The 25,079-nt window shown below is 70.9% G+C and carries 22 protein-coding genes; 8 read left to right on the forward strand and 14 right to left on the reverse strand.

The window, feature by feature from the left end; all coding sequences use genetic code 11:
• Positions 1-422: 422 nt before the first annotated feature.
• Positions 423-1,253, reverse strand: coding sequence for a helix-turn-helix domain-containing protein (locus tag GEV10_23725; GenBank protein MQA81453.1), 831 nt, complete (start codon positions 1,251-1,253; stop codon positions 423-425).
• A gap of 159 nt (positions 1,254-1,412) precedes the next feature.
• Between GEV10_23725 and GEV10_23730 the strand changes: the two genes are divergently transcribed.
• From GEV10_23730 to GEV10_23750, 5 genes are read left to right on the forward strand one after another with little or no spacing between them, the layout of a single operon-like run.
• Complete coding sequence (locus tag GEV10_23730; GenBank protein MQA81454.1) at positions 1,413-2,819, forward strand: acyclic terpene utilization AtuA family protein; 1,407 nt, start codon at positions 1,413-1,415, stop codon at positions 2,817-2,819.
• Entirely contained in the window at positions 2,819-3,154 is a 336-nt protein-coding gene (locus GEV10_23735) for a DUF4387 family protein (GenBank protein ID MQA81455.1), read from the forward strand. Before GEV10_23730 ends, GEV10_23735 begins: the two co-directional genes overlap by 1 nt.
• The gene (locus GEV10_23740; protein ID MQA81456.1) at positions 3,151-3,657 is read left to right on the forward strand and encodes a hypothetical protein; all 507 of its coding nucleotides are present in this window, start codon (positions 3,151-3,153) and stop codon (positions 3,655-3,657) included. The genes GEV10_23735 and GEV10_23740 overlap by 4 nt, the downstream gene beginning before the upstream one ends.
• Positions 3,658-3,663: 6 nt before the next feature.
• Entirely contained in the window at positions 3,664-5,208 is a 1,545-nt protein-coding gene (locus tag GEV10_23745) for a tripartite tricarboxylate transporter permease (protein ID MQA81457.1), read from the forward strand.
• A gap of 30 nt (positions 5,209-5,238) precedes the next feature.
• Positions 5,239-6,237 carry a tripartite tricarboxylate transporter substrate binding protein gene (locus GEV10_23750; protein MQA81458.1) on the forward strand — a complete coding sequence of 333 codons (999 nt, stop codon included), beginning with the start codon at positions 5,239-5,241 and terminating at the stop codon, positions 6,235-6,237.
• Between the two features lie 6 nt (positions 6,238-6,243).
• Here GEV10_23750 and GEV10_23755 read toward each other — a convergent pair whose 3' ends face one another.
• Genes GEV10_23755 through deoC form a run of 3 tightly spaced genes read right to left on the reverse strand, consistent with a single transcriptional unit; the run spans position 6,244 to position 9,515 of the window.
• Positions 6,244-7,137, reverse strand: a complete 894-nt coding sequence (locus GEV10_23755; GenBank protein MQA81459.1) for an aldehyde dehydrogenase family protein — start codon at positions 7,135-7,137, stop codon at positions 6,244-6,246.
• On the reverse strand, positions 7,127-8,563 hold the full coding sequence (locus GEV10_23760; GenBank protein MQA81460.1) for an aldehyde dehydrogenase family protein: 1,437 nt from the start codon (positions 8,561-8,563) through the stop codon (positions 7,127-7,129). The genes GEV10_23755 and GEV10_23760 overlap by 11 nt, the downstream gene beginning before the upstream one ends.
• A gap of 4 nt (positions 8,564-8,567) precedes the next feature.
• Positions 8,568-9,515 carry a deoxyribose-phosphate aldolase gene (deoC, locus tag GEV10_23765; protein ID MQA81461.1) on the reverse strand — a complete coding sequence of 316 codons (948 nt, stop codon included), beginning with the start codon at positions 9,513-9,515 and terminating at the stop codon, positions 8,568-8,570.
• 61 nt (positions 9,516-9,576) lie between these two features.
• On the opposite strand from deoC, the gene GEV10_23770 reads away from it, so the two are divergent.
• Positions 9,577-10,209 (forward strand): hypothetical protein, encoded by a 633-nt coding sequence (locus GEV10_23770; protein MQA81462.1) that lies wholly within the window; start codon positions 9,577-9,579, stop codon positions 10,207-10,209.
• Positions 10,210-10,363: 154 nt separating this feature from the next.
• Positions 10,364-11,113 carry a hypothetical protein gene (locus tag GEV10_23775; protein MQA81463.1) on the forward strand — a complete coding sequence of 250 codons (750 nt, stop codon included), beginning with the start codon at positions 10,364-10,366 and terminating at the stop codon, positions 11,111-11,113.
• A 27-nt stretch (positions 11,114-11,140) separates the two neighbouring features.
• On the opposite strand, the gene GEV10_23780 is transcribed toward GEV10_23775, so the two are convergent.
• The 3 genes from GEV10_23780 to GEV10_23790 all read right to left on the reverse strand — a co-directional run bounded on the left by GEV10_23780 (position 11,141) and on the right by GEV10_23790 (position 14,203).
• Positions 11,141-12,832, reverse strand: coding sequence for a phospho-sugar mutase (locus GEV10_23780; GenBank protein ID MQA81464.1), 1,692 nt, complete (start codon positions 12,830-12,832; stop codon positions 11,141-11,143).
• A complete protein-coding gene (locus GEV10_23785; protein MQA81465.1) occupies positions 12,807-13,631 on the reverse strand; it encodes a purine-nucleoside phosphorylase in 825 nt (274 codons plus the stop codon). The genes GEV10_23780 and GEV10_23785 overlap by 26 nt, the downstream gene beginning before the upstream one ends.
• Before the next feature lie 131 nt (positions 13,632-13,762).
• The gene (locus tag GEV10_23790) at positions 13,763-14,203 is read right to left on the reverse strand and encodes a gamma-glutamylcyclotransferase (GenBank protein ID MQA81466.1); all 441 of its coding nucleotides are present in this window, start codon (positions 14,201-14,203) and stop codon (positions 13,763-13,765) included.
• Positions 14,204-14,417: 214 nt separating this feature from the next.
• On the opposite strand from GEV10_23790, the gene GEV10_23795 reads away from it, so the two are divergent.
• Positions 14,418-15,797, forward strand: a complete 1,380-nt coding sequence (locus GEV10_23795) for an NAD(P)H-quinone dehydrogenase (protein ID MQA81467.1) — start codon at positions 14,418-14,420, stop codon at positions 15,795-15,797.
• Here GEV10_23795 and GEV10_23800 read toward each other — a convergent pair.
• The 7 genes from GEV10_23800 to GEV10_23830 all read right to left on the reverse strand — a co-directional run bounded on the left by GEV10_23800 (position 15,757) and on the right by GEV10_23830 (position 24,701).
• Positions 15,757-17,244: an MFS transporter gene (locus tag GEV10_23800; protein MQA81468.1), complete on the reverse strand. Its 1,488-nt coding sequence runs from the start codon at positions 17,242-17,244 to the stop codon at positions 15,757-15,759. The genes GEV10_23795 and GEV10_23800 overlap by 41 nt on opposite strands.
• 111 nt (positions 17,245-17,355) lie before the next feature.
• Positions 17,356-18,276, reverse strand: a complete 921-nt coding sequence (locus tag GEV10_23805) for a LysR family transcriptional regulator (GenBank protein MQA81469.1) — start codon at positions 18,274-18,276, stop codon at positions 17,356-17,358.
• 71 nt (positions 18,277-18,347) lie between these two features.
• Complete coding sequence (locus GEV10_23810) at positions 18,348-18,647, reverse strand: hypothetical protein (GenBank protein MQA81470.1); 300 nt, start codon at positions 18,645-18,647, stop codon at positions 18,348-18,350.
• Positions 18,648-18,701: 54 nt separating this feature from the next.
• Positions 18,702-20,075: a hypothetical protein gene (locus tag GEV10_23815; GenBank protein ID MQA81471.1), complete on the reverse strand. Its 1,374-nt coding sequence runs from the start codon at positions 20,073-20,075 to the stop codon at positions 18,702-18,704.
• 148 nt (positions 20,076-20,223) lie between these two features.
• A complete protein-coding gene (locus GEV10_23820; GenBank protein MQA81472.1) occupies positions 20,224-21,966 on the reverse strand; it encodes an ATP-grasp domain-containing protein in 1,743 nt (580 codons plus the stop codon).
• Positions 21,967-22,143: 177 nt separating this feature from the next.
• Positions 22,144-23,220, reverse strand: coding sequence for a phosphotransferase (locus GEV10_23825; protein MQA81473.1), 1,077 nt, complete (start codon positions 23,218-23,220; stop codon positions 22,144-22,146).
• A complete protein-coding gene (locus GEV10_23830; GenBank protein ID MQA81474.1) occupies positions 23,220-24,701 on the reverse strand; it encodes an MFS transporter in 1,482 nt (493 codons plus the stop codon). The genes GEV10_23825 and GEV10_23830 overlap by 1 nt, the downstream gene beginning before the upstream one ends.
• Positions 24,702-25,079 lie beyond the last annotated feature (378 nt).

Consider the following 25,079-nt stretch of genomic DNA (forward strand, 5'->3'; position numbering starts at 1 on the left):
GGGACTATTCACCCACTGGCAACACGGTGCACTCCCCAGCGGCTCGACGACGGGAGCCGTGTGACGCGAGAGTGTCACGCACGGTTCTACGAGCGGCGGCGGGTGCAACTCCCGCCGCCGACTCACCACCGCTGGAAAGACAACGACAACAACCACTGGCGATTACACAACAACACCAACGGCACCAGCACCTGGACCAGCCCCACCAGCCGCACCTACCTGCGACACCCCCACGAGTACCGCCACGGCTGAGCCGTGGTCACGGTGCGGCTGGATCTGTCAGAGCAGGCCGTAGAGGACGCGCTCGGGCCTGCGTTGGAGCCAGCGGTGCTGCAGCGGTCCCCAGAGCAAGTCCACGGCGACGTCGAGGTCGAGGTCGAGGTCGAGGTCGAGCACGCCGTACCCGCGCCCACGTAGTCCACTTATGTAGTCCGGCCACGTGGTTTCGCGCGGCCGATAGTCGTCGTCCGCGGACGGAAGCCCAGCTCTCTGGAGAGCGCATCGGCGCCGTCGACGACAGCGCCGACGCATCGCGACCGCAGTCGCGGCGTGTAGCGCTCGGCGGGAACGTTGACGTAGATGACAGCAACGACGTCGCCGGCGGCGTCGCGGATGGGGGCGGCGACGGCGGCACCCGCGGGGTCGCGCTCGCCCCGGCTCTCCGCGTAGCCGTCACGCCGGATGCGGCGGATCTTCGCGCGCAGCTTGTCGGGGTCGGTCGTGGTACGCGGAGTGAACGCCACCAGGGGAGTTCGTTGCAGGTACGCGGCTATCTCGCCGTCGTCCATCGCGGCCAGCAGGACTCGGTTGGCGGCACCCGCGTAGAGGGGCGCACGATCACCGATCTCCGTCGTACGTCGGACAGTCTGCAGGCTCTCGAGCTGATAGAGATGGACCCGGTGGTCGCCGACACGGATGGCCAGGGAGGTCGTCTCGTCGAGGTCGTCCCTGATCAGTCTCATGACCGGCAGGGCGCGGTCGAGCAGGTCGCTCTGCCGCGCCCGAACCGCGGCGAGCACGGCGATCTCTGAACCCAGGCTGTAGGAACCGGTCCGCGCGCTCTGGCTCACCAGTCCGCCGGCCTGGAGCGTGGCGAGCAATCTGAAGGCGGTGGGCTTGCTCAGGCCCGTGATGCGCGCGATGTCGGCGAGACCGAGCTCGGGCTCCTCCTGTGTGAACGCCTTCAACAGCTCGATGGCGCGGGCCACCGACTGGACCAGATAGCGCTGCTGGCCAGCTTGACCGGTGCCCACGTGGACCTCCCGTCGTCCCTCGATGACTCCTCGCCCGAATGACCGACCCTAGACGAGGGCGCCGTCCGACGACCTTGACTGCCTCGGTCCACGGGTCTACCGTCACGATACGACAACGCTGTTTCAGGATATGAAACGACATTCTAATAGGAGTCAAGGATGGCCAACGCCCGGCTGTTGTCCGCGACCGGCATGTTGGGAACCGGGTTTCCCGAGGAGTCGCTCCGCCTCGGTCTCGAGATGGATCCGCACATGGTCGGGTGCGATGCGGGATCCACGGACTCCGGTCCGACGGACCTCGCCACGGGTCGTTGTCGCTACCCGGAGGACGCCTACCGGCGGGATCTCCGGCTGCTGCTCCCGGCCGCTCTCGACAACGGCATCCCGCTGGTCATCGGCTCTGCGGGTGGTGCGGGGGGTGACCGCAACGTGGACCTCACTCGCCGGATCATCGAGGAGGTCGCCACCGAGCTGGGCCTCGCCCTGCGGATGACGGTCATCTACTCCGGGCAGGACAAGACCTGGCTGAAGGGCAAGCTCGCCGAGGGTCGCATCCATCCGCTGCCCAACGCCGCGCCCATCGACGAGGCGCTCATCGACGAGAGCATCACGGTCGTCGGCATGATGGGTGCAGAGCCGATCATGTCGGCCGTCTCCGCCGGCTCGGACGTCGTCCTCGCCGGTCGCGCGACCGACACGTCGATCTTCGCGGCAGTGCCTCTGATGCGTGGTGTCGAACCGGGGTTGGCCTGGCACGCGGCGAAGATCCTCGAGTGTGGCGCGGCGGCGGTCGACCATCGGCCCGCGCCCGACTGCATGTTCGCGTCCATCGACGATCACGAGTTCGTGGTCCGTGCGCCGAATCCGAGCCTGCGCTGTACGCCGACGAGCGTCGCCGCGCACAGCCTCTACGAGAACGGTGACCCGTTCCGGATCATCGAGCCGGCGGGGACGCTCGACACCACGGACGCGCGGTACCGCGCGGTGGACGAGCGCGCGGTGAGTGTGACCGGTAGTCGCTTCGTCGAGGCCGACCGTTACACGGTGAAGCTGGAGGGCGTGCGGCTCGCGGGGTACCAGACGGTCATCGTCGCGGGCGTACGCGACCCCATCATCCTGGAGGCGCTCGACGCCTTCATCGCCGCGTGCCAAGAGAGCACGGCGGTACGCGTGGGTCGCATGTACGGCGATCTCCCGGACGAGGCGTGGGCGGTGCGGTATCGGGTATACGGCAGGGACGGCACGCTCGGCGATCTGGAGCCACGCCGGAGCGAACCGAACCACGAGGTCGGTCTGGTCATCGAGGTGACCGCGACCGACCAGGCGCTGGCCAACAAGATCGCCGCCATCGCGCGACATCAGACCCTGCACCAGACCGTGCCGGGCTGGTCCGGGTTCCTGAGCAACATCGCGCTGCCGTACGGTGCCAACGATCTCGTCCGCGGGCCGGTCTACGAGTTCGACATGAACGTCGTCGTCGAACCGGACTCACCGGAGGAGATGTTCCGCACCGAGGTCGTCGAGCTGTCCCGCTCCGGCGCGTTGGTGACGGGGGTGCGGCACTGATGGCACGGTTGCGCGACCTGTCCCGCCTCGTGCGGAGCAAGAACGCCGGTCCCTTCGAGCTCACCTTCGACATCATGTTCAAGAGTCCCGAGATCTTCGACCAGATCGAGAACAGCGGGGTGCTGTGTGCGCGGCTGTTCAGCGAGCTCTACGGTGTGCCGGAGGAGTTGGTGCGCGTGTACGCGTACCGTCCTGCGTACGCCTACAAGATAACGATCCCTCGCCCCGTGGTCAGCGGATCCGTCGGCGACGACGACGTCTACGGTTGTCAGCAGTTCGGGCCGCTCGTCGACCTGGAGTTCCCGGTCGAGGCGTCCGTGGCGGGCACCCCATGACCCGCGCGAGTGGCGTCACGGCGGGCGTGTTCGTGGTGCTCGGCCTGTGGGTGGTGTACGAGGCACACCGGATGACGTACTCCACACCGACGGGTCCCGGCCCGGGCCTCTTCCCGTTCTGGCTGGGTTGCCTGCTGGCTCTGCTCGGTCTGGTGTGGTTCGTGCAAGTCCTCGTCACCGGGAGACGGCAGGCTGCCGCGACGGCGGGCCGGTCGGAAGGCGGGCAGCAGCGGTTGTGGCCGGGTCGTGCCGGTGCGCTGCGCGTCGGCGCCGTGGTCGTGGCCTTGTTGTACGCGGCGCTCGCTGTCGAGTGGCTCGGTTTCCGGCTCACCATGCTGACCGTGCTCATCGCGCTCCTCGTCGGGTTGGGCCGGCAGCGGCTGATCGTCACGGCCATCGTGTCGGTCACCGGCAGCTTCGGCGTGTACTACGTCTTCACGCACTGGCTCTCCGTGCAGCTGCCCCCTGCCGGACTGCCCTGGCTGTCGTCGCTCGGGTTGTAGGTCGCCGTGGAGGTACTGGGCCTCTTCGGAAACGGACTGCTGACCGCGCTGCAGCCGCAGAACCTCCTGTTCGCGTTCATCGGCTGCGTGCTCGGGCAGCTCATCGGTGTTCTCCCGGGAATCGGTTCCGCGGCTGCGATCGCGCTGCTCATCCCGGTGACGTTCAACCTGCCGCCCGTCCCGGCAATCATCATGCTCGCCGGCATCTTCTACGGCACGAACTACGGCGGGACCATCACGAGCGTTCTGATGAACATGCCGGGGGAGTCCGCGTCGGTGGTCACCTGCATCGACGGGTACCAGATGGCTCGGCAGGGCCGAGCCGGGCGAGCGTTGGGCATCGCCGCCATCGGCTCGTTCATCGGCGGTACGGCGGCGACCATCGGCCTCGTCGTGGCGGCGAAGCCGCTGACCTCGGCCGCGCTGCTGGTCGGGGCTCCGGAGTACTTCGCCCTCATGGTGCTCGGCCTCGCGCTGGTGGTGGGCCTGGCCGGCGGTTCGTTGGTCAAGGCACTGATCATGGGGATCCTCGGGCTCCTCGTCGGGACCGTCGGGATCGACCCGGCGATGGGCGTTCCGCGGTTCACGTTCGGCCGTCCTGAGCTGCTGGACGGGCTCAGCTTCATCCCCGTCGTCATCGGGTTGTTCGGCGTCGGGGAGATCCTGCTGAACCTCGAGAAGAAGGCCCAGCAGGTCTTCCGCACCCAGGTGGGTTCCGTGTTGCCCGATCGAGACGACCTGCGCAGGTCCGGTGGTGCGATCGCACGAGGGACGGGTATAGGTTTCCTGCTCGGGTTGATCCCTGGCGCGACGTCCGTCATCGCCTCGTACATGTCCTACGGCGTGGAAGTCAGGCGCGCGTCCGACCGGAGCCGGTTCGGGCGCGGTGCGATCGAGGGCGTCGCGGGCCCCGAGACCGCGAACAACTCGTTCGTCAACGCCAACTTCATCCCGCTGTTCGCGCTCGGGATCCCGGGCACGGCATCGGTCGCCATGATCATGGGCGGCATGATGGCCAACGGCATCATTCCCGGACCGTTGCTGTTCCGCGACCACGCCGACTTCGTCTGGACGGTCATCGCGAGCATGGTGATCGGTAATGCGATCCTGCTGATCCTCAACCTTCCACTCATCAGGGTGTGGACGCAGATGCTGCGGGTTCCCTACGGAATCCTCTTCGCCGTCATCCTCGAGTTCACGATCATCGGTGCGTACGCGGTATCGAACAGCACGTTCGACCTCACGGTCATGACCGTCGCGGGCCTGCTCGGGTACCTGTTGCGGAAGCTCGACTTCCCGCTCGCGCCGCTGGTCCTCACCCTGGTGATCGGTCCGCTCATGGAGAGCAACCTGCGCAAGGCGCTCGAGGCGAGCGCGGGCAGCCTCTCCACCTTCGTCGACCGTCCGATCGCGCTCACCGTGCTCTGCGTCGCAGGCGCGGTCGTGCTCTGGAGCGTGATTCGCGGTGCCCTCGCACGGTTCCGTCGAGACGAGTCGCCGGTGACGCCTGACGAAACCGGCACGACAGAGGTACCCCGTTCCACGCCATGACATCCGTTCGCAAGGCCAAAGGAGGCACAGATGCGAACCCCACGGTCGGCTCTGGTCGCGCTGGCGACCCTGATCCCACTCGTCGCGGCCGTCGGCTGCGGCGGACCGTCGACGCAGAACGATGTGTCGACGTATCCCGCGAAGGGCAGGACCATCACATTGATCGTGCCGTACGACGCGGGTGGGGCGGGCGACATCGGCGCCCGGCTGCTGAAGCCGTACCTCGAGAAGGAGATCGGCACCAACATCGAGGTGGTCAACCGCCCTGGCGCCGGCTCCCAGGTCGGCGTGAGCGCCCTGGCCCGTGCCAAGAACGACGGGTACACGATCGGCTTCACCCATCTGCCGGCCACCATCGCCACCTACCTCGACCCGGCGCGCAAGGCGGACTTCGAACGGGCGAGTCTCGAACCGGTCGCAATGTACGTCACCGACCCCACCGCTCTCGCGGTGAGTGCGGACAGTCCGTACCGCACGCTGGACGATCTCGTCCGCGCCGCCAAGGCGAAGCCGGGAAAGGTCACGGTCACCGACAGCGGCATCCTGAGCGACGGCAACATCGCCTGCCTGCGGCTGGAGGAGATGACCGGCGTCAAGTTCGCGGTCGTGCACGGTGGTGGCGGTGCGGAGACGCTCGCCGACGTGCTCGGGCACCACACCGATGTGGGCAACCTGAACCTCAGCGGCAACACGGCCGAGCTGGTCCGCAGCGGCAAGATCCGTCTGCTCGCCATCTTCGACAAGAAGGAAGATCCCCACTTCCCTGGCGTCAAGACAGGAAGGGACGAGGGTTATCCGATCGAGGTGGCCACGTCGCGCGCCATCTCCGCGCCCAAGGGCACACCGAAGCCGATCGTCGACAAGATCTCGGCGGCCATCGAACGCGCCATGCAGGACCCGGAGTTCCAGAAGAAGGCAACGGCCTCGGGCCTGCGGCTGAGCTACCTGGATCCTCAGCAGCTCGACACGTACTGGTCGGGGATGGAGAAGCAGGTGCGGCCGCTCATCACCCTGGCGAAGAAGGGCTGACCGTCCTCAGATGCCGACCGGGTGCCAGACGGTCTTGGTCTCGAGGAACGCGCGGAGGCGGTCGAGGCCGGGGTCGACGTTCCAGTCAGCGCCGGTGGTCGGGCGGACGACGCGCTTGAGGTTGTCGGCCGCGGAGCGTTCGAGGTCGGTGGCGAGCTCGGCGTCGGTGACGCCGGTGAGGTCGATCGCCTTGACCTCCATGTGCGACGCCAGCCAGGGGGCGACCTCGGCGACGCGGCCGGTGAGCAGGTTGACCACGCCGCCGGGCAGGTCGCTGGTGGCGAGCACCTCGGTGAGGGTGACCGCGGGCAGCGGCCGCGTCTCGGCGGCGAGGACGACCACGGTGTTGCCGCTCACGATCGCCGGCGCCACGACCGAGACCAGGCCGAGCAGGCTGGAGTCCTGCGGCGCGACGACGGCGACCGTGCCCGTGGGCTCGGGGACGCTGAAGTCGAAGTACGGTGCCGCGACCTGGTTGCTCGACCCGAGTACCTGGGTGATCTTGTCGGCCCAGCCCGCGTACCAGACCCAGCGGTCGATCGCCGCCGACACGACCACGTCGGCCGCCTTGCGGGGCACGCCCTCGCCCGCCGCGACCTCGGTGGTGAACTGGTCGCGGCGTCCCTCGAGCATCTCGGCGATGCGGTAGAGGATCTGGCCGCGGTTGTACGCGGTGCGCGCCGACCAGCCGGGCCCCGCCTTGGCGGCGGCCGACACGGCGTCACGCGCGTCCTTGCGCGAGGCGAGCGCGGCGTTGGCGAGGAAGCCGCCCTCGGCGTCCTCGACGACGTACGAGCGTCCCGACTCGCTGCGGGGGAACGCGCCGCCGATGTAGAGCTTGTACGTCTTGCGCACGCCGACCCGCGGTTCGGGTCTGGCTGGCTTCCGCTCAGCCGGCAAGGTAGGCCTCCAGACCGTGCCGGCCGCCCTCGCGGCCGTAACCGGACTCCTTGTACCCGCCGAACGGGCTCGCCGGGTCGAACTTGTTGAACGTGTTGGCCCACACCACGCCGGCGCGCAGCCGCTCGGCCATCCAGAGGATGCGCGAGCCCTTGTCGGTCCAGACGCCGGCGGACAGGCCGTACGGCGTGTTGTTGGCCTTCTCGACGGCCTCGGCCGGGGTGCGGAACGTCAGCACCGACAGCACCGGGCCGAAGATCTCCTCGCGCGCGATGCGGTGCGCCTGGGTGACGCCGGTGAACAGCGTGGGCGGGAACCAGTAGCCGTGCTCCGGCAGCTCGCATGGCGGCGACCAGATGTCGGCGCCCTCGGCCTGTCCGACCTCGCTCAGCGCGCGGATCCTGGCGAGCTGCTCGGCGCTGTTGATCGCGCCGATGTCAGTGTTCTTGTCGAGCGGGTCGCCGACCCGCAGCGTGCCCATCCGCGTGCGCAGCCGGTCGAGCACCTCGTCGTAGACGCTCTCCTGCACCAACAGCCGCGAGCCCGCGCAGCAGACGTGGCCCTGGTTGAAGAAGATGCCGTTGACGATCCCCTCGACGGCCTGGTCGATCGGGGCGTCGTCGAACACGACGTTGGCGGCCTTGCCGCCGAGCTCGAGCGTGACCTTCTTGGTGGTGCCGGCGACGCTCCTCGCGATCTGCCGGCCGACGTCGGTGGAGCCGGTGAACGCGACCTTGTCGACGCCGTCGTGCCCGACGAGGGCGGCGCCGGTCTCACCCGCGCCGGTGATGATGTTGACGACGCCCGGAGGCAGCTCGGCCTGCCGGCAGATGTCGGCGAACGCGAGCGCCGTCAGCGGCGTGGTCTCCGCCGGCTTGAGCACGACCGTGTTGCCGCACGCGAGGGCGGGCGCGATCTTCCACGAGAGCATCAGCAGCGGGAAGTTCCACGGGATCACCTGCGCGGCCACGCCGAGCGGCCGCGGGTCGGCGCCGAAGCCCGCGTACGGCAGCTTGTCGGCCCAGCCGGCGTAGGAGAAGAACCACGCCGCCACGAGCGGGATGTCGACGTCGCGCGACTCGCGGATCGGCTTGCCGTTGTCGATGGACTCGAGCACGGCGAGCTCGCGGGCACGCTCCTGGATGATGCGGGCGATCCGGTACAGGTACTTCGCGCGGTCGCGCCCGGGCATCGGTCCCCACACGCGGTCGTACGCCCGTCGCGCGGCGCGGACGGCCCGGTCGACGTCGGCGGGGCCCGCGGCCGACACCTCCGCGAGCACCTCCTCCGACGCCGGGTTGACGGTCTTGAAGGACTGCCCGTCGGTGGCGTCGACGAACTCCCCGTCGACGAACAGCCCGTAGTGCGACCTGATGTCGACGACGGCCGCCGACTCGGGTGCGGGGGCGTACTCGAATGGGGGCATGGGATCAGTCCAGGGTGAAGTAGTCGGAGCCGGAGTAGCGGCCGGTGGCGAGCTTCTGGCGTTGCATGAGGAGGTCGTTGAGGAGGCTCGACGCGCCGAACCTGAACCAGGTCGGGCTGAGCCAGTCCTCGCCTGCGGTCTCGTTGACGGTCACCAGGTAGCGGATGGCGTCCTTGGAGGTGCGGATGCCGCCGGCGGGCTTGACGCCGACCTGGCGGCCGGTCGCGGTGCGGAAGTCGCGGACGGCCTCGAGCATCACCAGCGTCACCGGCAGCGTCGCAGCCGGTTGGACCTTGCCCGTGCTGGTCTTGATGAAGTCGGCGCCGGCCAGCATCGCGAGCCAGGACGCGCGACGGACGTTGTCGTACGTCGTCAGCTCGCCGGTCTCGAGGATCACCTTGAGGTGGGCCGCGCCGCAGGCCTGCTTCACGGCGACGATCTCGTCGTGGACGGCGAGGTGGTGACCGGAGAGGAACGCGCCCCTGTCGATGACCATGTCGACCTCGTCGGCGCCCGCCGTCACCGCCTCCGCGACGTCGGCGAGCTTCACCGAGCGGGCCGCGCGCCCGGAGGGGAAGGACGTCGCGACGCTCGCGACGTTGACACCGCTGCCGGCGAGCGCGTGGGTCGCCGTCGCCACGAGATCGGGGTAGACGCACACGGCGGCCACGTGCGGCACGTCGGACGCGGTGGGGTCGGGGCGCACCGCCTTCGCGCACAGTGCGCGGACCTTGCCCGCCGTGTCCTGGCCCTCGAGCGTGGTGAGGTCGACCATCGAGATGGCGAGGTCGATGGCGTACGCCTTCGCCGTCGTCTTGATCGAACGCGTGCCCAGCCGGGCGGCGCGCTCCTCGGCGCCCACCTGGTCGACGCCCGGCAGGCCGTGCAGGAAGCGCCGCAGGGACGACTCCGACGCCGTGACGTCGTCGAGCGCATGGGTTGTGGTGGCCACGGCGCCAGCGTAGCGCCGTCGACCCGTCCGCGCGGACGGTGCGCCGTGCGACAATCGGCCCGTGACCAGCAAGCCGCCTGACGAGGACCACGTCGACGAGAAGTCGAAGGTGGGCTGGATCTTCGGTTGGGTGTGGATGGCGTTCGCCGTCTTCAACGTGGTCGACATCCTCCGCCACCCGTGGGACCGCGGCAGCGCGTACGCCGGCTCGATCCTGCTCTTCGTCAGCGGCCTGGTGTGGGTGATCTCGCTACGGCCACGGCTGCGCGCCGACCCCGACCGCGTGCTGATGCGCAACCCACTGCGCGACATCGAGATCCCCTGGGGAGCGGTCGACGAGATCGGCTCGCAGGACACGGTGCGGGTCGAGACGGCGAACCGGCGCTACCACTCGTGGGTCGGCCACGTGCCGAACTGGCGGCGCTCGTCGTTCCGCAACCGGGCGCGCCCGCGGGTGCCCGACCGGGCCGGCTCCGGCGGCAAGCCCGCCGGCGCGGAGGCCCACGCCGAGGAGATCGCGCGACGCACCGAGTCCGACCTGCTGGTCCAGCGGCTCCGCGACATGTCCGACAGGTTCGGCCGCAGGTCGCGGGAGGCCGGCCATACGGCGGAGTCGGTGCGCTGGTCGTGGCTCTCGATCGGGGTGCTCGCCGGCCCCGCGGTGCTCGTGCTCGTCAGCTTCCTCGTCCCCTGAGGTGCGTCACCCAGCGTGCACGAAAGGGGCGCACATGGTGACGCCCCGCCGCCGGTCGCGCCGAACCGAGGCGTCTTCCGCCCGTCGCTCGTAAGGTCCTACGGACCCCGAGCGAGAGGCCCCTTCCATGCGTTCGCCGTCCAGGTCCCTTGGTGTGCTGTCCCTCGGTGTGGCAGCCGCGGTGCTCCTCCCCGCCACCGCGTCCGCCGACACCGGTGCCGACGCCGCCGCGGCCGCGATCTGCGCCGCCCCGGTGACCGACTCCGCGGCCGCCCCGGCCGCGCTCGTCGTCGGCACCACCGACGTGAAGTGGCTGACCTACACGGTGTGGACGGACACGGCGTGCGACGTCGACCTCGTCGACGTCGCCTTCTTCCACTCCGGCGAGCCGGTCAACGAGAAGAGCATGCGCGTCGCGAAGGCCGAGCGCACGGATGCCGCCGCGTCGGGTGAGGAATGGACGTTCAACGTCGCGTTCGACCCGGCCGACCTCGACAACGCCGACGCCGGCACGCTGACCACCACGATCACCGCGACCGCCACCGACGGCACGTCGTGGTCGGGCGCGGGCAAGGGCTTCACCATGAAGCGGTGGCCGCGGGTCACCAACAACGCCACGCCCGAGCCGGTGGCGAAGGGGAAGACCATCACGATCGCCGGCAAGCTGAGCCGGGCGAACTGGGACAGCTACGAGTACCACGGCTACACCGGCCAGAAGGTCGCGCTCCAGTTCCGCACGACCACCGGGTCGTACGCGACCGTCAAGACCCTCACCACGCCGTCCGGCGGGGCGCTCAGGACGACGGTGACGGCGTCGCGCGACGGCTGCTTCCGCTTCTCCTTCGCCGGCAGCTCGACGACCGGCCCGATCAACGGCGCCGGCGACTGCGTCGACGTCCGCTAGTGTCCGCAGGACACTAGCGTCAGGACACTAGGCGGGGAAGCCGGCGGCCTTCGCCAGGTCGGCCGCCAGGGCGGTGAGCCGCTCGTCGGCCCGTTCGCGCGCGGTGGTGACGTCGGTCTCGACGGGCACCACGACCTCGAGGTAGCACTTGAGCTTCGGCTCGGTGCCGGACGGGCGGACGACGATGCGTGCCTGCTCGCCGAGGCGGAAGCGCAGCCCCGGCGTGGGCGGCACGCCGGCGCCGCCGGCGTCGAGGTCGTCGACCGAGGTGACCGCGAGCCCCGCCAGCGTGCGCGGCGGATCGGCGCGGAGCCGGTCGAGCATCTCCTCGCGCTCCGCCAGGCGCCGCACGCGTACCGACAGCGGCCGCGTGGCGTGCAGGCCGTGCGCGACGGCGATCTCGTCGAGCAGGTCATCGAGCGTGCGACCCTCCGCGGCCAGCGTCGCCGCGAGCTCGCAGGCGAGCAGCGCGGCGCTGATGCCGTCCTTGTCGGCGACGGCGTCCGGGTCGACGCAGTAGCCGATCGCCTCCTCGTACGCGTACCGCAGGTCGGGCACGCGGGAGAGCCACTTGAAGCCGGTGAGGGTCTCCGCGTACGGCACGCCGGCCGCGGCCGCGAGCCGGCCGAGCAGCGTGGACGACACGATCGTCGCGGCGAACGCACCCGGGCGGTCGGGGTCGCGGCGCAGCAGGTGCGCGCCGAGCAGGGCGCCGAGCTCGTCGCCGCTCAGCGTCCGGTACGTGCCGTCGGGCCGTCGCACGGCCACCGCGCAGCGGTCGGCGTCGGGGTCGTTCGCCACCACCAGATCGGCGCCCGACTCCACCGCCGTGGCGACGGCGAGGTCGAGCGCGCCGGGCTCCTCGGGGTTGGGGAAGCCGACGGTGGGGAAGTCGGGATCCGGGTCGCCCTGCGCGGGGACGACGGCGGGCGGGTCGAACCCGGCGCGGGCGAGCACCGCGAGCATGACGTCGCGCCCGACGCCGTGCATCGGCGTGTACGCGAGGCGGAGCCGGCGTGGCGAGCGCGTCGAGACGAGCGACGCCACGCGCTCGACGTACGCGTCGACGAGGGTGTCGTCGAGGGTGGGCCAGGCGGTGCCCTTCGGCAGCTCGGTCACCCGCCCGACCTTGGCGATCTCGGCGGAGATGCCGGCGTCGGCGGGCGGCACGATCTGCCGTCCGTCACCGAGGTAGACCTTGTAGCCGTTGTCCTGCGGGGGGTTGTGGCTCGCCGTGACCATGATCCCGGCGACGGCGCCGAGGTGGCGGACGGCGTACGCGAGCACCGGCGTCGGCAGCGGGCGGGGGAGCAGCAGCGGGGTGAAGCCCGCACCGGCGAGGACGTCGGCCGTGTCGCGGGCGAAGACGTCGGACTTGTGCCTGGCGTCGTACCCGATCGCCACGCGGCCCGTCGTCCCGCTCGCGCGGAGGTACGCGGCCACGCCAGCGGCGGCGCGTTGCACGACCACGCGGTTCATCCGGTTGGGGCCCGCACCGAGCGCGCCGCGCAGCCCGGCGGTGCCGAACGCGAGGGTGCCGTCGAAGCGCGCGGCGAGCCCACCGGCGTCACCGGAGCCGACCAGGGCCGCGAGCTCGGCGCGGGTGTCGGGGTCGGGGTCGTCGTCGAGCCACGCGCGCGCCGCGCGGACGAGCTCGTCGAGGCGTTCGGCGTCGGCCCCCGGCCCCGGGACGTCAGCCGGGGAGGTCGGGGTGTTCACAGCGCACCACTTCGGCGAGCAGCCTGCCCATCCGGGCGGACGCGCGGCGACCCGTCTGCAGCACGTCGTCGTGGTCGAGCGCGTCACCGAGCCCCGCCGCGAGGTTGGTGACCAGCGAGATGCCGAGGACCTCGGCGCCCGCGTCGCGGGCGGCGATCGCCTCGAGCACCGTCGACATGCCGACGAGGTCGGCGCCCATGCCGCGGAGCATCCTGATCTCCGCCGGCGTCTCGTAGTGCGGGCCGGGCATGCCGGCGTAGACGCCCTCCTCGAGCGACGGGTCGATCCGCCGGCACACGTCGCGCAGCCGTGCCGAGTAGAGGTCGGTGAGGTCGACGAACCGCGCGCCCCTGACCGGTGACAGCGCCGTCAGGTTGAGGTGGTCGCGGACCAGGACGGGCTCACCGACGATGTACGACTCTCGGACGGCGCCCGACGCGTTGGTCAGCACGATGATCTTGCAGCCGGCGGCGACCGCCGTGCGGACGCCGTGGACGACGGGGTCGACGCCGTGGCCCTCGTACAGGTGGGTGCGCCCGACGAAGGCGAGCACCTCACGCTTGTCGGCGCGCAGCGCGCGGATGGTGCCCGCGTGGCCGGTGGCGGCCTGGCGCTGGAACCCGGGCAGCTCCGTCGCGAGGAACTCGCGCCTCGTCTCGCCGAGCATGTCGACGGCGGGACGCCAGCCGGAGCCGAGGACGACGGCGACGTCGAACGCGGGGACCTCGGTCATCTCGTGCAGGCGTTTGGCGGCCGACCGCGCGGTCGTGTGCGGGTCGAACCAGTTCTGCTCTCCCATTCGGCCGAGACTAGATGATCGATCCGCGCCGGTGGGCGGCCCCGGTCGAGGTCACGGCGCTGCTACGTCGGTATGCCGCTGGGTGACCCGTCCGGGCCGAAATGTCCCCCGTCTTTGGCTGGCTCCGCGCGTCAGCGGCAGGGGCGGGCGCGCAGTGACGCGATGTAGTCGTCGGGCGCGCCGGCACGGGTGGCGGCCTCGGCGATGATGTCGACGTACCTGGCCGAGGGCAGCCCGCCCTCGTAGCCGTCGAGCACGTGGATCCAGGCGAGCACCTGGCCGTCGAGGGTGTCGACGCGCACCCGGATCTTCTTGTAGATGCCGAGGTCGCTGCCCTCCCAGCTGTCGAGCTGTGCGCCGTCGGCGGGAGCGACGTCGTACAGCATGACGAAGACCTGGCCGACCGGGTCCTCGACCACGGTGGCGAGCGCGCCGTCGAAGCCGCGGTCCTCGGAGCCGAAGCCGAGCCGCCAGCCGGTGAGCCAGCCGCTGCCGCGCGCGGGGGAGTGCGGGGCCCGCAGCAGCATCTGCTTGGGGTCCATGTTGCTGCCGTAGGCGGCGTAGAGCGTCACGAGAGTCCCTCCGCGGGGCGAGCGATGCGAAGGCGGCGGTGCCGGGGTGCGAACATCATGACGGGACCAGGGTACGGCCTCCGGCCCTCGCGGGACGGGAGAATGCGCCGGTGACACGCGACCGAGGTTGCGTGCGGGCCCGGCGCGTGGGGTGGCCATACTGGCGGGCGGAGGCGGCGCAGCGCGTCGTGATGCGATCGGGACGGGAGCTCACGTGACGAAGGTCGCAATCGTCGGCGGTGGCCCTGGCGGGTACGAGGCGGCGCTGGTCGCCGCCCAGCTCGGCGCGGAGGCCACGCTGATCGAACGGGACGGTGCGGGCGGTGCCTGCGTGCTCGCGGACTGCGTGCCGTCCAAGACCCTCATCGCGACGGCAGAGACGATGCACAGCCTCGAGCAGGCACCCGACCTCGGCCTGCGTCTCGACCGGGACGACGACCCCGCCAAGCCGGTGGGTGTCGACAACGCCAGGGTCAACCGCCGGGTCAAGGACCTGGCCCTAGCGCAGTCCGCCGACATCGCCACCCGGGTGACCGACGCGGGCGTCGAGCTGATCCGCGACACCGGGCGGGTACTCGGGCCCGGGCGCGTGGAGGTCGGCGGTCGCGAGATCGCCGCCGACGTCGTGCTGGTCGCGGTGGGTGCGCAGCCGCGCCGGCTGCCGGGCGCGGAGGTCGACGGCGAGCGCATCCTCGACTGGCGGCAGGTGTACGACCTGCCGGAGCAGCCGGAGGAGCTCGTCGTGGTGGGCTCGGGCGTCACCGGCGCGGAGTTCGCCAGCGGGTACCTCGGTCTCGGCTCCACGGTCACCCTGGTGTCGAGCCGCGACCGGGTGCTGCCGCACGAGGACCCGGACGCCGCGGCCGTGCTCGAGAGCGTGTTCGCGCGCCGCGGGATGAACGTCGTGGGCAAGGCCCGCGCGGAGTCGGTCGAGCGCACGTCCGACGGCGTCTCCGTCCACCTCGTCGACGGTCGTACGGTCGAGGGCTCGCACTGCCTGCTCGCCGTCGGCTCGGTGCCCGCGACCGGCGGCATCGGCCTCGCCGGGGCCGGCGTGCGCCTCGACGACAGCGGGTTCGTCGAGGTCGACCGCGTCTCGCGTACGTCGGTCCCCGGCGTCTACGCGGCGGGCGACTGCACGGGCGTGCACATGCTCGCGTCGGTCGCGGCGATGCAGGGACGCATCGCCATGTGGCACGCGCTCGGCGAGGCCGTCGAGCCGCTGCGCCTCTCGACCGTGGCCGCCAACGTCTTCACCGACCCCGAGATCGCGAGCGTGGGTGTCACCCAGGCGATGGTCGACTCGGGCCAGGTCGACGCCCAGCAGGTCATGTTGCCGCTGGCCACCAACGCCCGCGCCAAGATGCAGGAGGTGCACGAGGGGTTCGTGAAGGTGTTCTGCCGCACGGGCACCGGCGTGGTCCTCGGCGGCGTGGTCGCGGCCCCGCGCGCGAGCGAGCTGATCCTCACCCTGTCGGTCGCGGTGCGCTGCGGCCTCACCGTCGGCCAGGTCGCCCACACATTCTCGATCTACCCGTCGCTGACCGGCAGCATCACCGAGGCCGCCCGCCGGCTGATGACCCCGCTCGACTAGGTGCCGTCCCGTGGATCGTGGGACGGCACGCCGGCGTGGGCGTCGTGGCGGCGGGTCGCGAGACACCGAACCAGGCGACGAGCCCGCCGAGGACGAACAGGCCGGAGCCGATCAGCATGCTGCGGTCGAAGCCGTGGTCGAGCGCCACCGGATCTCCCGCGGCATCCTGCGGTAGCCGCGCGAGCAACGGCAGGGCGGCGACGACGAGGAGACCGGCCGTTCTGGCCACCCCGTTGCTCACGGCACTGGCGATGCCGGCGCGGGCGTCGGGTACCGCGCTCAGCACTGTCGCGGTGATCGCCGGCGTCACCAGCGGGATGCCGATCCCGATCAGGAGGACGACGGGAAGCACGTCGGTCAGGTAGGAGGCAGGTGCGCCTATCCGGGTCGCGAGCAGGAGTGCCAGCGCGCAGACGAACGAGCCAGCGGTCAACGGGACGCGCGGGCCGAGCCGCGCGGCGAGGGTTCCGCCACGTGCGGACAGCGCCAGGGTGAGTGCGGTGAGGGGCAGCAGCGCGAGTCCGGTGGCCAGCGCCGTGTACCCGGTGGTGAGCTGCAGCTGGATCGGCAGCACGAACATGAGCGCGGCCAGGGCGCCGTACACGAAGAAGCCGGCGAGGTTGGCCGCGCTGAACGGACGTGAGCTGAACATGCCGAGCGGCAGCATGGGGGTCCGGCTCCGCCGCTCGACCCACCAGAAGACCAGCATCGCCGCGATCCCGAGCACTGCCGCCACCATCGCAGGGCCCGGTTCCGCTGCGCCCTGGGTCAGTGCGTACGTCGTGCCGCCAAGACCGATGGCCGCCAAGGCCGCCCCGAGGACGTCGAACCGGCCGGATCGGGTGCTGATGTGACGTTCCGGCACGCGAGCGACCATCACCACGGCCAGTGCCGCCGCGACCGGGACGTTGACCAGGAACACCCAGCGCCAACCTGCCATGTCCACCAGTCCTCCGCCGAGCAGCGGCCCCACGGCGCCGGCGGACCCGCTCAGCCCCGACCACCAACCGAGTGCCCGGTTACGGTCGTCGGGGTGGAAGGCGTCCTGGATCAGCGCCAGCGAACCCGGCACCACGAGTGCCCCGCCGATGCCCTGCAGAGCGCGCCCGGCGATCAGCCACTCCAGGGTCGGAGCGAGACCGCACAGCAGCGAAGCGCCGGCGAACCACGCGATCCCGATCAGGTAGATCCGCCGTCGCCCGAACCGGTCTCCCAGACCGCCACCGAGCAGGATCAGCGCCGACATGGTCAGCGTGAACGCGTTGACCGTCCACTGCAGACCCGCCAGCGGCGCGGCAAAACTCCGTTCCAGCGCCGGCAGTGCCACGTTGACGACCGTCGCCTCGAGGAGCACCAGCCCGGAGCCGACGGCGGTGACGACCAGCGTCCACCGACCCGCTGGATCCGACAACCGCACGCGTCCGTCGACGGGCGACAACGACATCATGGCTCCCTCGATCCGACGCCTGTACCTGGAGCGTGCGCCACGGCAGCGGAGGGAACAACGGCCCTTCCCGCATCGCAGCGATAAGCCACGCGAAAGGTTCGCTGCGGCGGGTCAGGTCTCCGCCGATCCGCCGCCCGCGTCGTCGGCGAGGATCTCGGTGGCGCACTTGACGAATGCCCGGACCGCCGCGGTTTCCCTGTTGGTGTTCCAGACCAGCGCGCTCTCGAGCGGCGGGATGCCGTGCAGCGGGATCAGCGTGACGCCGGGCTGGTGGAAGTACTGGCCGAACGCGGTCACCGTGGGGTGGCAGATCGTGCCGCGGGCGATGGCCGACAGCAACGTCACCGTGCCGTGGCTCGCGTCCAGGACGATCCGTCGGGTGGGCAGGCCGCTCGGCGTCCGCGCCGGGATCCACACGTCCCTGGTCTCGTCCGGCACCTCTGGCCAGTAGCACATGACGACGTCCGCGAGATCCTCGGCGTCGGCGTAGCCGCGTCGCGCCAGGGGGTGGTCGTCCGGCACCAGCAACGCTCGTTCCTGCCGGGCCAGCACCGGCCCGATCGTGAGTTCCGGCGCCGTCAGCGGCAGGTACGTCGCGACCAGGTCGAGCTGTCCGTCGCGGACCTGGTCCATGCAGGTGCTGGCGGTCGCGTCGACCACCGAGACCTTGCACATCGGGTGCGCTTCCTCGAACCGCCGCAGGATGCGGTTCAGGTGCGGACCACCCACCAGCAGGCTCATCACGCCGATCCGCAGCGTGCCGGCGACACCCCGGGTCCGCTCCCGCGCCGCGGCGAACGCGCGCAGGATCTGCTCGTACCCCGGACGCAGCTCGTCACGTAGCCGCTCCCCCAGCGGCGTCAGGGACACCTGCCGGCTGGTCCGCTCGAACAGCCGGCCGCCGACCCGGCTCTCCAGTGCTCGGACGGTCTGGCTGACCCGTGCCTGCGACAGGTAAAGCCGATCAGCGGTCCGGCCGAAGTGCAGCTCGTCGGCCAGCGTCAAGAAGACCTCGATCTCCCGCCATTCCACCGGCCAACTCCTCACGCCCACAGCCACGCCCAGTCTGGCGTGTCCCGGGGACAGGCGCCAGGTCGAACCCGCTACCTGGTGGCCTCGTCCGGAGGTATGAGGTGGTGCTGGCGGAGCTTGCGGTCGCGGATGGGGCCGGCGTAGAGCACCATGACGAAGACGCTGCTCACCCAGAGCAGGACACCCGCCATGACGCGGATGGGCCAGGGTCCCGGCAGCAGCAGGAAGATCAGGCCGAACGGCAGGAGTACGAGCATGTGCCTGCCGACGAGCCGCCAGCGCCAGTCCGCGTCGGTGAGGTCGTGGCGCACCCAGTCGGCGTACCTGTCGGGCAGGCGCACGCCGAGCGTGTAGACCAGCTTGCGCGCCACGTCAGGGTCTCCTGGTAGCCGCGGCGACATGTCCAGAAGGCTACCGGCACGCGGTCAGAAGTCGCCGCCGCCGAAGTCGCCGAAGTCGCCGCCGCCGAAGCCCCAGTCACCGCCACCGCCGAAGTCGCCGCCACCGCCGTCTCCGCCGCCGTCGCCACCGTCTCCGCCGTCACCACCGTCTCCGCCGCCGTCGTGACCGTAGCCGCCGAACCCGCCGAAGCCGCCCGCGAGCACCGAGCCGAGCAGCATGCCGGTCAGCAGCCCGTCGACGCCGTAGGAGCCGTAGTAACCGCCGTACCAGGGCGCGTACGCCGGGCCGCCCTCCCAGTACGGACGCCGGACGCCGTCGACCTCGACCTGCCGGGCCGCGGGCTCCTGGCCGCGGTCGAGCGTGGCGGCGTCGGCCGCGCACACCGGGACCTCGCGAGAGGTGCCGCCGGGCGGGGTCCACGCGCGGTCGGCGATCGACGGACCGTGCTGCGGGTTGAAGAAGCAGGGCGCGCGCCTGGCGGGCACCGGCTCGCCGTCGATCCTCGCGCGCACGCACACCATCTCGTACCTGCCGTCCTGGAGCGCGTCGGTGACGGACCGGAGGTCGGCGGGACGGCGTGCGGAGTCGAGCGCGCGCTTGGACCTGTCGTACGCGTCGAGCGCGTTCTCGTAGTTGACCCGCGACGCCGGGTCGAGGTCGGCCTGCTGGACGTCGAGGTCGAGCTCCGCGATGTCCTCGCCTAGCTTGGTGACGTCCTCCTCGGCGACCTTGCGCACCTCGGCGAACTCCACCGCCTCACGCTGCTGCCGCTTGCGGCGTGCCGACACCGCGACGAGACCGCCCGCGACCGCGATCAGCAGCAGCAGGCCGAGGCCGACGAGCATGACCGCGCCGACGCCGGCGCCTGCGGGCGAGGTCTGGCTGGGCCCCTTCGCCGCCTCGTCCTTCGCCGCCTCGGTGACCTTGTCGATCAGCATCGTCACGATGGCCTGCGGGTCGCCGTCACCGGTGTCGATCGCCTGCTTCGTCAGCGACTCGATCCGGTCGGGCACGACGTTGGAGTAGGCGTTGATCGTGCTCGCGCCGAGGGTGATGAACGTGCCGGAGTCGTCGTACGCCTCGGCGAGCTTCTTGACCAGCGTCTTGCCGCGGTTGTTCTCGACCGTGCCCTGCGGGAGGACGGCCACGAAGATCGGCGTCGCGGTGTTCTCGTCGTTCACCTGGGTGTTGAGGCCCTCGACCTCGTCAGGGTCCAGGACGCCGGCGCCCTGCTCCTGGTAGACGGGGGTGCCGTCCTTCCAGGCCTTCACGATCGCGTCGGTGTTCGTGGCGGCCTGCGCGGTGCCGGCCGGGACCATGGCGACGCCGGCCGTCACACCGGCGAGCAGCAGGGGGGCGATCGCATAGGCGGCAACGCGGGCCAACAGGGAACGCATGGCTCAGTCTCCCTCGTGGTGCGACGCTTCGGGGCGCCGTCTCGGCGGGCTTGACTTGGCACCCTAGTAGAGCGGGTCGCTCCTCAGCAGTACGAACGGGGGGCGGGTCGCCGTTCCCGACCGAACTGACGGTGATGGGTGTGACGAATCACTCCCGGATCTCACAGACTACGCCGCCGCTGGTCACCGTGGCGCCGACCCGGGCGTCGAGGCCGTGCACCGTGCCCGTCTTGTGCGCCGTGAGCGGTTGCTCCATCTTCATCGCCTCGAGCACGACGACGGGCTCGCCGGCCTCGACGTGCTGGCCCTCCACGACCAGCACCTTGACGATCGTGCCCTGCATCGGGCTGCTCAGTGCGTCGCCGCTCACGGCCGCGGTCGCGCTCGTCGTGGCCCTGCGCCTGGTCGCCCGGCGCTCGCCGCTCCCCGCGACGGCACCCAGGCCGGCGGGCAGGACGACCTCGAGGCGGCGACCGCCGACCTCGACCACGACCGCCTCGCGTGGAGCGGGGTCGTCGGTGGCGGCCGGGTCGCCCGCGTACGGCGCGATCCCGCCCGCGAACTCCGTCTCGATCCAGCGGGTGTGGACGCCGAACGGCTCGCCCGCGAACGCCGGGTCGTCGACGACGGCGCGGTGGAACGGCAGGACGGTCGGCATGCCGTCGACCGTGAACTCGGCCAGCGCCCGCCGGCTCCGTTCGAGCGCCTGGGCGCGGGTGGCGCCGGTGATGACGAGCTTCGCCAGCATCGAGTCGTACACCTGCGGCACGACGGTGCCCTGCTCGACACCGGAGTCGAGACGGACGCCGGGGCCGGACGGCGGCCGCCAGGCCGTGACGGTGCCCGGCGCGGGGAGGAAGCCGCGGCCGGCGTCCTCGGCGTTGATCCGGAACTCGATCGCGTGCCCGCGGACCGCCGGGTCGCCGTAGCCGAGGGGCTCGCCGTCGGCGAGCCGCAGCTGCTCGCGGACGAGGTCGATGCCGGTGACCTCCTCGCTGACCGGGTGCTCGACCTGGAGCCGGGTGTTGACCTCGAGGAACGAGATGGTGCCGTCCTCGCCGACGAGGAACTCGCAGGTGCCGGCGCCGACGTATCCCGCCTCGCGCATGATCGCCCTGCTCGACTCGTACAGCCGCGCGACCTGGTCCCCGGTGAGGAACGGCGCGGGCGCCTCCTCGACGAGCTTCTGGTGGCGCCGCTGCAATGAGCAGTCACGGGTGGTCACGACCACGACGTCGCCGTGCCGGTCGGCGAGGCACTGCGTCTCGACGTGCCGGGGCCGCGCGAGGTAGCGCTCGACGAAGCACTCGCCGCGACCGAACGACGCGACGGCCTCGCGTACCGCCGAGTCGTACAGCTCGGCGACCTGGTCGAGCTCGGTGGCGACCTTGAGTCCGCGCCCCCCGCCGCCGAACGCGGCCTTGATGGCGATCGGCAGGCCGTGCTCGCGGGCGAACGCGACGACCTCGTCGGCGTCGCGCACCGGATCGGCGGTGCCGGCGACGAGCGGGGCGCCGACCCGTTGCGCGATGCGCCGCGCCGCGACCTTGTCGCCCAGCGACCGGATGGCGTCCGGCGGCGGCCCGATCCAGGTCAGGCCGGCGTCGATCACGGCCTGGGCGAAGTCGGCGTTCTCCGACAGGAAGCCGTAGCCGGGATGGACGGCGTCGGCGCCGGCCTGCTTGGCCACGCCGAGCAGCTTGGCGATGTCGAGGTAGCTCTCGCCCGGAGTCGTGCCGCCGAGCGCGAACGCCTCGTCGGTGGCGCGGACGTGCACCGCATCACGGTCGGGATCGGCATACACGGCGACGCTCGCCAGTCCCGCGTCACGGCACGCACGGGCGACCCGCACGGCGATCTCGCCGCGGTTCGCGATCAGGACCTTGCGCACACCCGCTCCTCCACACGCCACCCCCGTGGCCCTGGCGAGTCTAGGTGGTCGCGGAGCGTCACGCTTGTCCGGCAAGGACACCGTCTGCCCGGTCCACCCCGAAGGGTGGCTCCTGCCCAGGGCATCGACCTGGGGATGGTGTCAGTAACCGGTCCAGAGTCGGCGGCCGCCATGCGGTCAAGCCCCGCCGAGGTAGGACTCGTCCAGGAGCGACGCGACACTCTCCAGGGGGGCGGTGACCCAGCCGTCGTCGATCTCGTCGCCGTCGTCGCGAGCGGCCTGCAGTGCACGGTTCCAGGTGAGCGCGCGGGCCACCTTCGCGACCCGGCAGGCTAGTTCGAGTGTGGCGGCCAGGTCCTCATCACCTGCGCTGTGGGCGAATCCCTGCAGGTATGTGTCGCGCGCGCTCAAGAATCCGGGGTCGTCGAGGTTCACGTCGAGCAGGCGCTGCACGAATCCCAGCGGCACGAGCATGGCCGCGAAGGGGTGGGCGACGACGCTGTCGCCCCAGTCGTAGAACGCCGCGGTGCCGGCGCCGTCACCGAGGATGTTCCAGGGGTGGAGGTCGTTGTGGTCAAGACTCGCCGGCACCCGTGACTCGCCCAGCTGCTGGCACCAGGTAGCGAACGTCGTTCGCATCGCCGTGACTCGCCGGTGAGTCGCATGACCACCCGCATTCTCCCCGCGGCTGTCGATGATCGCGCCGGCGGCTTCCATTGCTTCATCGAACCGCTGCGACATGATGGCGGGGCGCATGTCTGCGACACCTAGCGTGAGGAGCTCGTCGACATGCAGAGTCAGATTTCGTTGCAGGTCACCGTACTGCGCGAGAGCCTCCACGAGCGCCTTGGTCAGATCGGTGCCGGCGAGGCGCTCGCCGATGGGCTGGCCACCGTCGGGCAGCAGGATCCAACCGCGCTCCGAGTCCGACGCGATCGGCGTAAGCACGCGATCCGGGGCGATCCTGGCGAGGACCTCGTACAGGCCGACCTCGAATGCCGTTCCGGGTCCGACGGCTTTCAACCAGACCGGACCCGCGGACGTGGGAGCCCGCAGCACTGTCGCCCACGGGCGCAAGTGTGGTTGCTCGACATCGCCGCGGCGGTGGATGCCCGCGGCTGCTAGCTGCTCATCAAGCCACGACACTGCGTCGTCGCGCCATTCCGGCGACGACCACGCAGCCGTGCCGTGGCGGGCGGCCCGGTTGCGAGCGACGTCCTGCTGATCGTATGGCTCCTGCGGAGAACGACGCATCATCGGCTTTCTCCTTGGGACTCGCCGATCTCCGTTGCGTCACCTGACGGCGATGTCGCGGCTGGCGTGCGACGCCATATCACCAGCGCCGATACCGCGCCTGCGGCCATGATCGCGGCGCCGACCCAGGCCGCGACGTGCATGCCCGTGAGGAACGCCGCCCGGGCGGCGTCCGCGAACACCGCACCGTCGGGCAGGCCGCTCGCAACGTCGAGCGCGCCGCCCAGGGTGCCCAACCCCGAGTCAGGGATTCCGGCGGGCGGGACCAACGCGCCCCGGAACGCTGCGGCGCCGGCGGCACCCAGCAGCGCAACGCCGAACGCGATCCCGAGCTCGGAGCTGGTCTCCGACACCGACGACGCCGCGCCCGCCCGCTCCGGTGGCGCAGATCCGACGATCACGTCGGTGCTCACCGCGACGATCGCGCTGGCCATCGCCATGACCAGGGCAGCCCCGGCGACTACCACACCGATGCCGGTCCCGGCGGTCGCGAGCACGATGCAACCAGCAGCGGACACCGCCATCACCCCGGCCAGCACCAACTCCGGCCGTACCCGCCCCCCCAGCCTCGGCACCAGCGTGGACGTGACGACGCCCGCCGCCACGCCCGGCAACGTCCACAGCCCCGCCACCACCGGGGACAACCCGGCCACCAGCTGCAAGTGCTGGGTGACAAACAGGTACGTGCCGGCCCACGCGGCATTCACGCACAACTGCGCCACCAGAGCGAGGTCAAACCTGGCCGACCGGAACAGGGTCAAGTCGATCAACGGGTGCGCGAGCATGCGCTGGCGGCGCAGGAACACCGCGCCCAAAGCCAGCCCCACAGCCAGCGCCAGCACGGCGAACACGTCAGGCCCGTCAACGGCGATGCGCTTGAGCCCGTAGACGATTCCAAGCACCGCCAACAGCGACATCGCGGTGCTGGCCAGGTCCAGCCGCCCGGGGTCGGGGTCCCGCGACTCCGGCAGCAGCATCGGACCCAACGCCAACAGCAGGACCATGGCCGGCACGCCAAGCAGGAACACCGAGCCCCACCAGAAATACTCGAGCAGCACGCCGCCGACAAGCGGCCCAATCGCTCCACCGCTGGTGAACACCGCCACCCACACCCCGAATGCGACACCTCGTTCCCGGTCGTCGTCGAACAGGCTCCGGATCAGTGCGAGAGTCGAGGGCAGCAGAGTCGCTCCGACCATCCCGAGCAACGCCCTGGCGACGATCAGCATCGCCGGACTCACCGAGAACGCCGCCAGTACCGACACCGCGGCGAAGGCCGCCGCACCCATCATCAGCAGCCTGCGCCGCCCGATCCGGTCGCCGAGTGTCCCCATCGTGATCAGTGAGCCGGCCACCGTGAACCCGTAGATGTCGACGATCCACAGCAGCTCTACCGCACTAGGCTGCAGGTCGGCGCTGACCTCGGGGACGGCGAAGTGCAGCACGAACATGTCCATCGACACGAGCAAGGTCGGCAACATGAGCACCGCGAGGCCCAGGCGGGGATGGGCGGCTATCCGACCGGCGCTCACCGGGGTAGTCCCGACGTCTCCGCCCGCTCCAGATCCGCGACTGGTACTGCCGCACAAACAAACGCGTTCGCGAGCATGTCTCCGATCCTCCTTCCAGTTCGGATCGAACGACCACGACAGCTGCATCGGCGGGTGCGCAGGCAGCTGGGATCGTCCCTAGCTACTTCGACCTGAAAAAGTCGCAGCGGAGCAATGATCGGAACCTGTGGATGTGCTTTGGGAGGGGCGTACCTTCCCGGAGGATGATCTGAAGCCCATGTAGTTCTGATCAGTGCCAGCGTTGGCGCGCTGGTTCGGGAAGGTACGCCCATGCTCAAGGTAGTCCAC

The sequence above is a fragment of the Streptosporangiales bacterium genome, assembly GCA_009379955.1.
Taxonomy (GTDB): Bacteria; Actinomycetota; Actinomycetes; order Streptosporangiales; family WHST01; genus WHST01.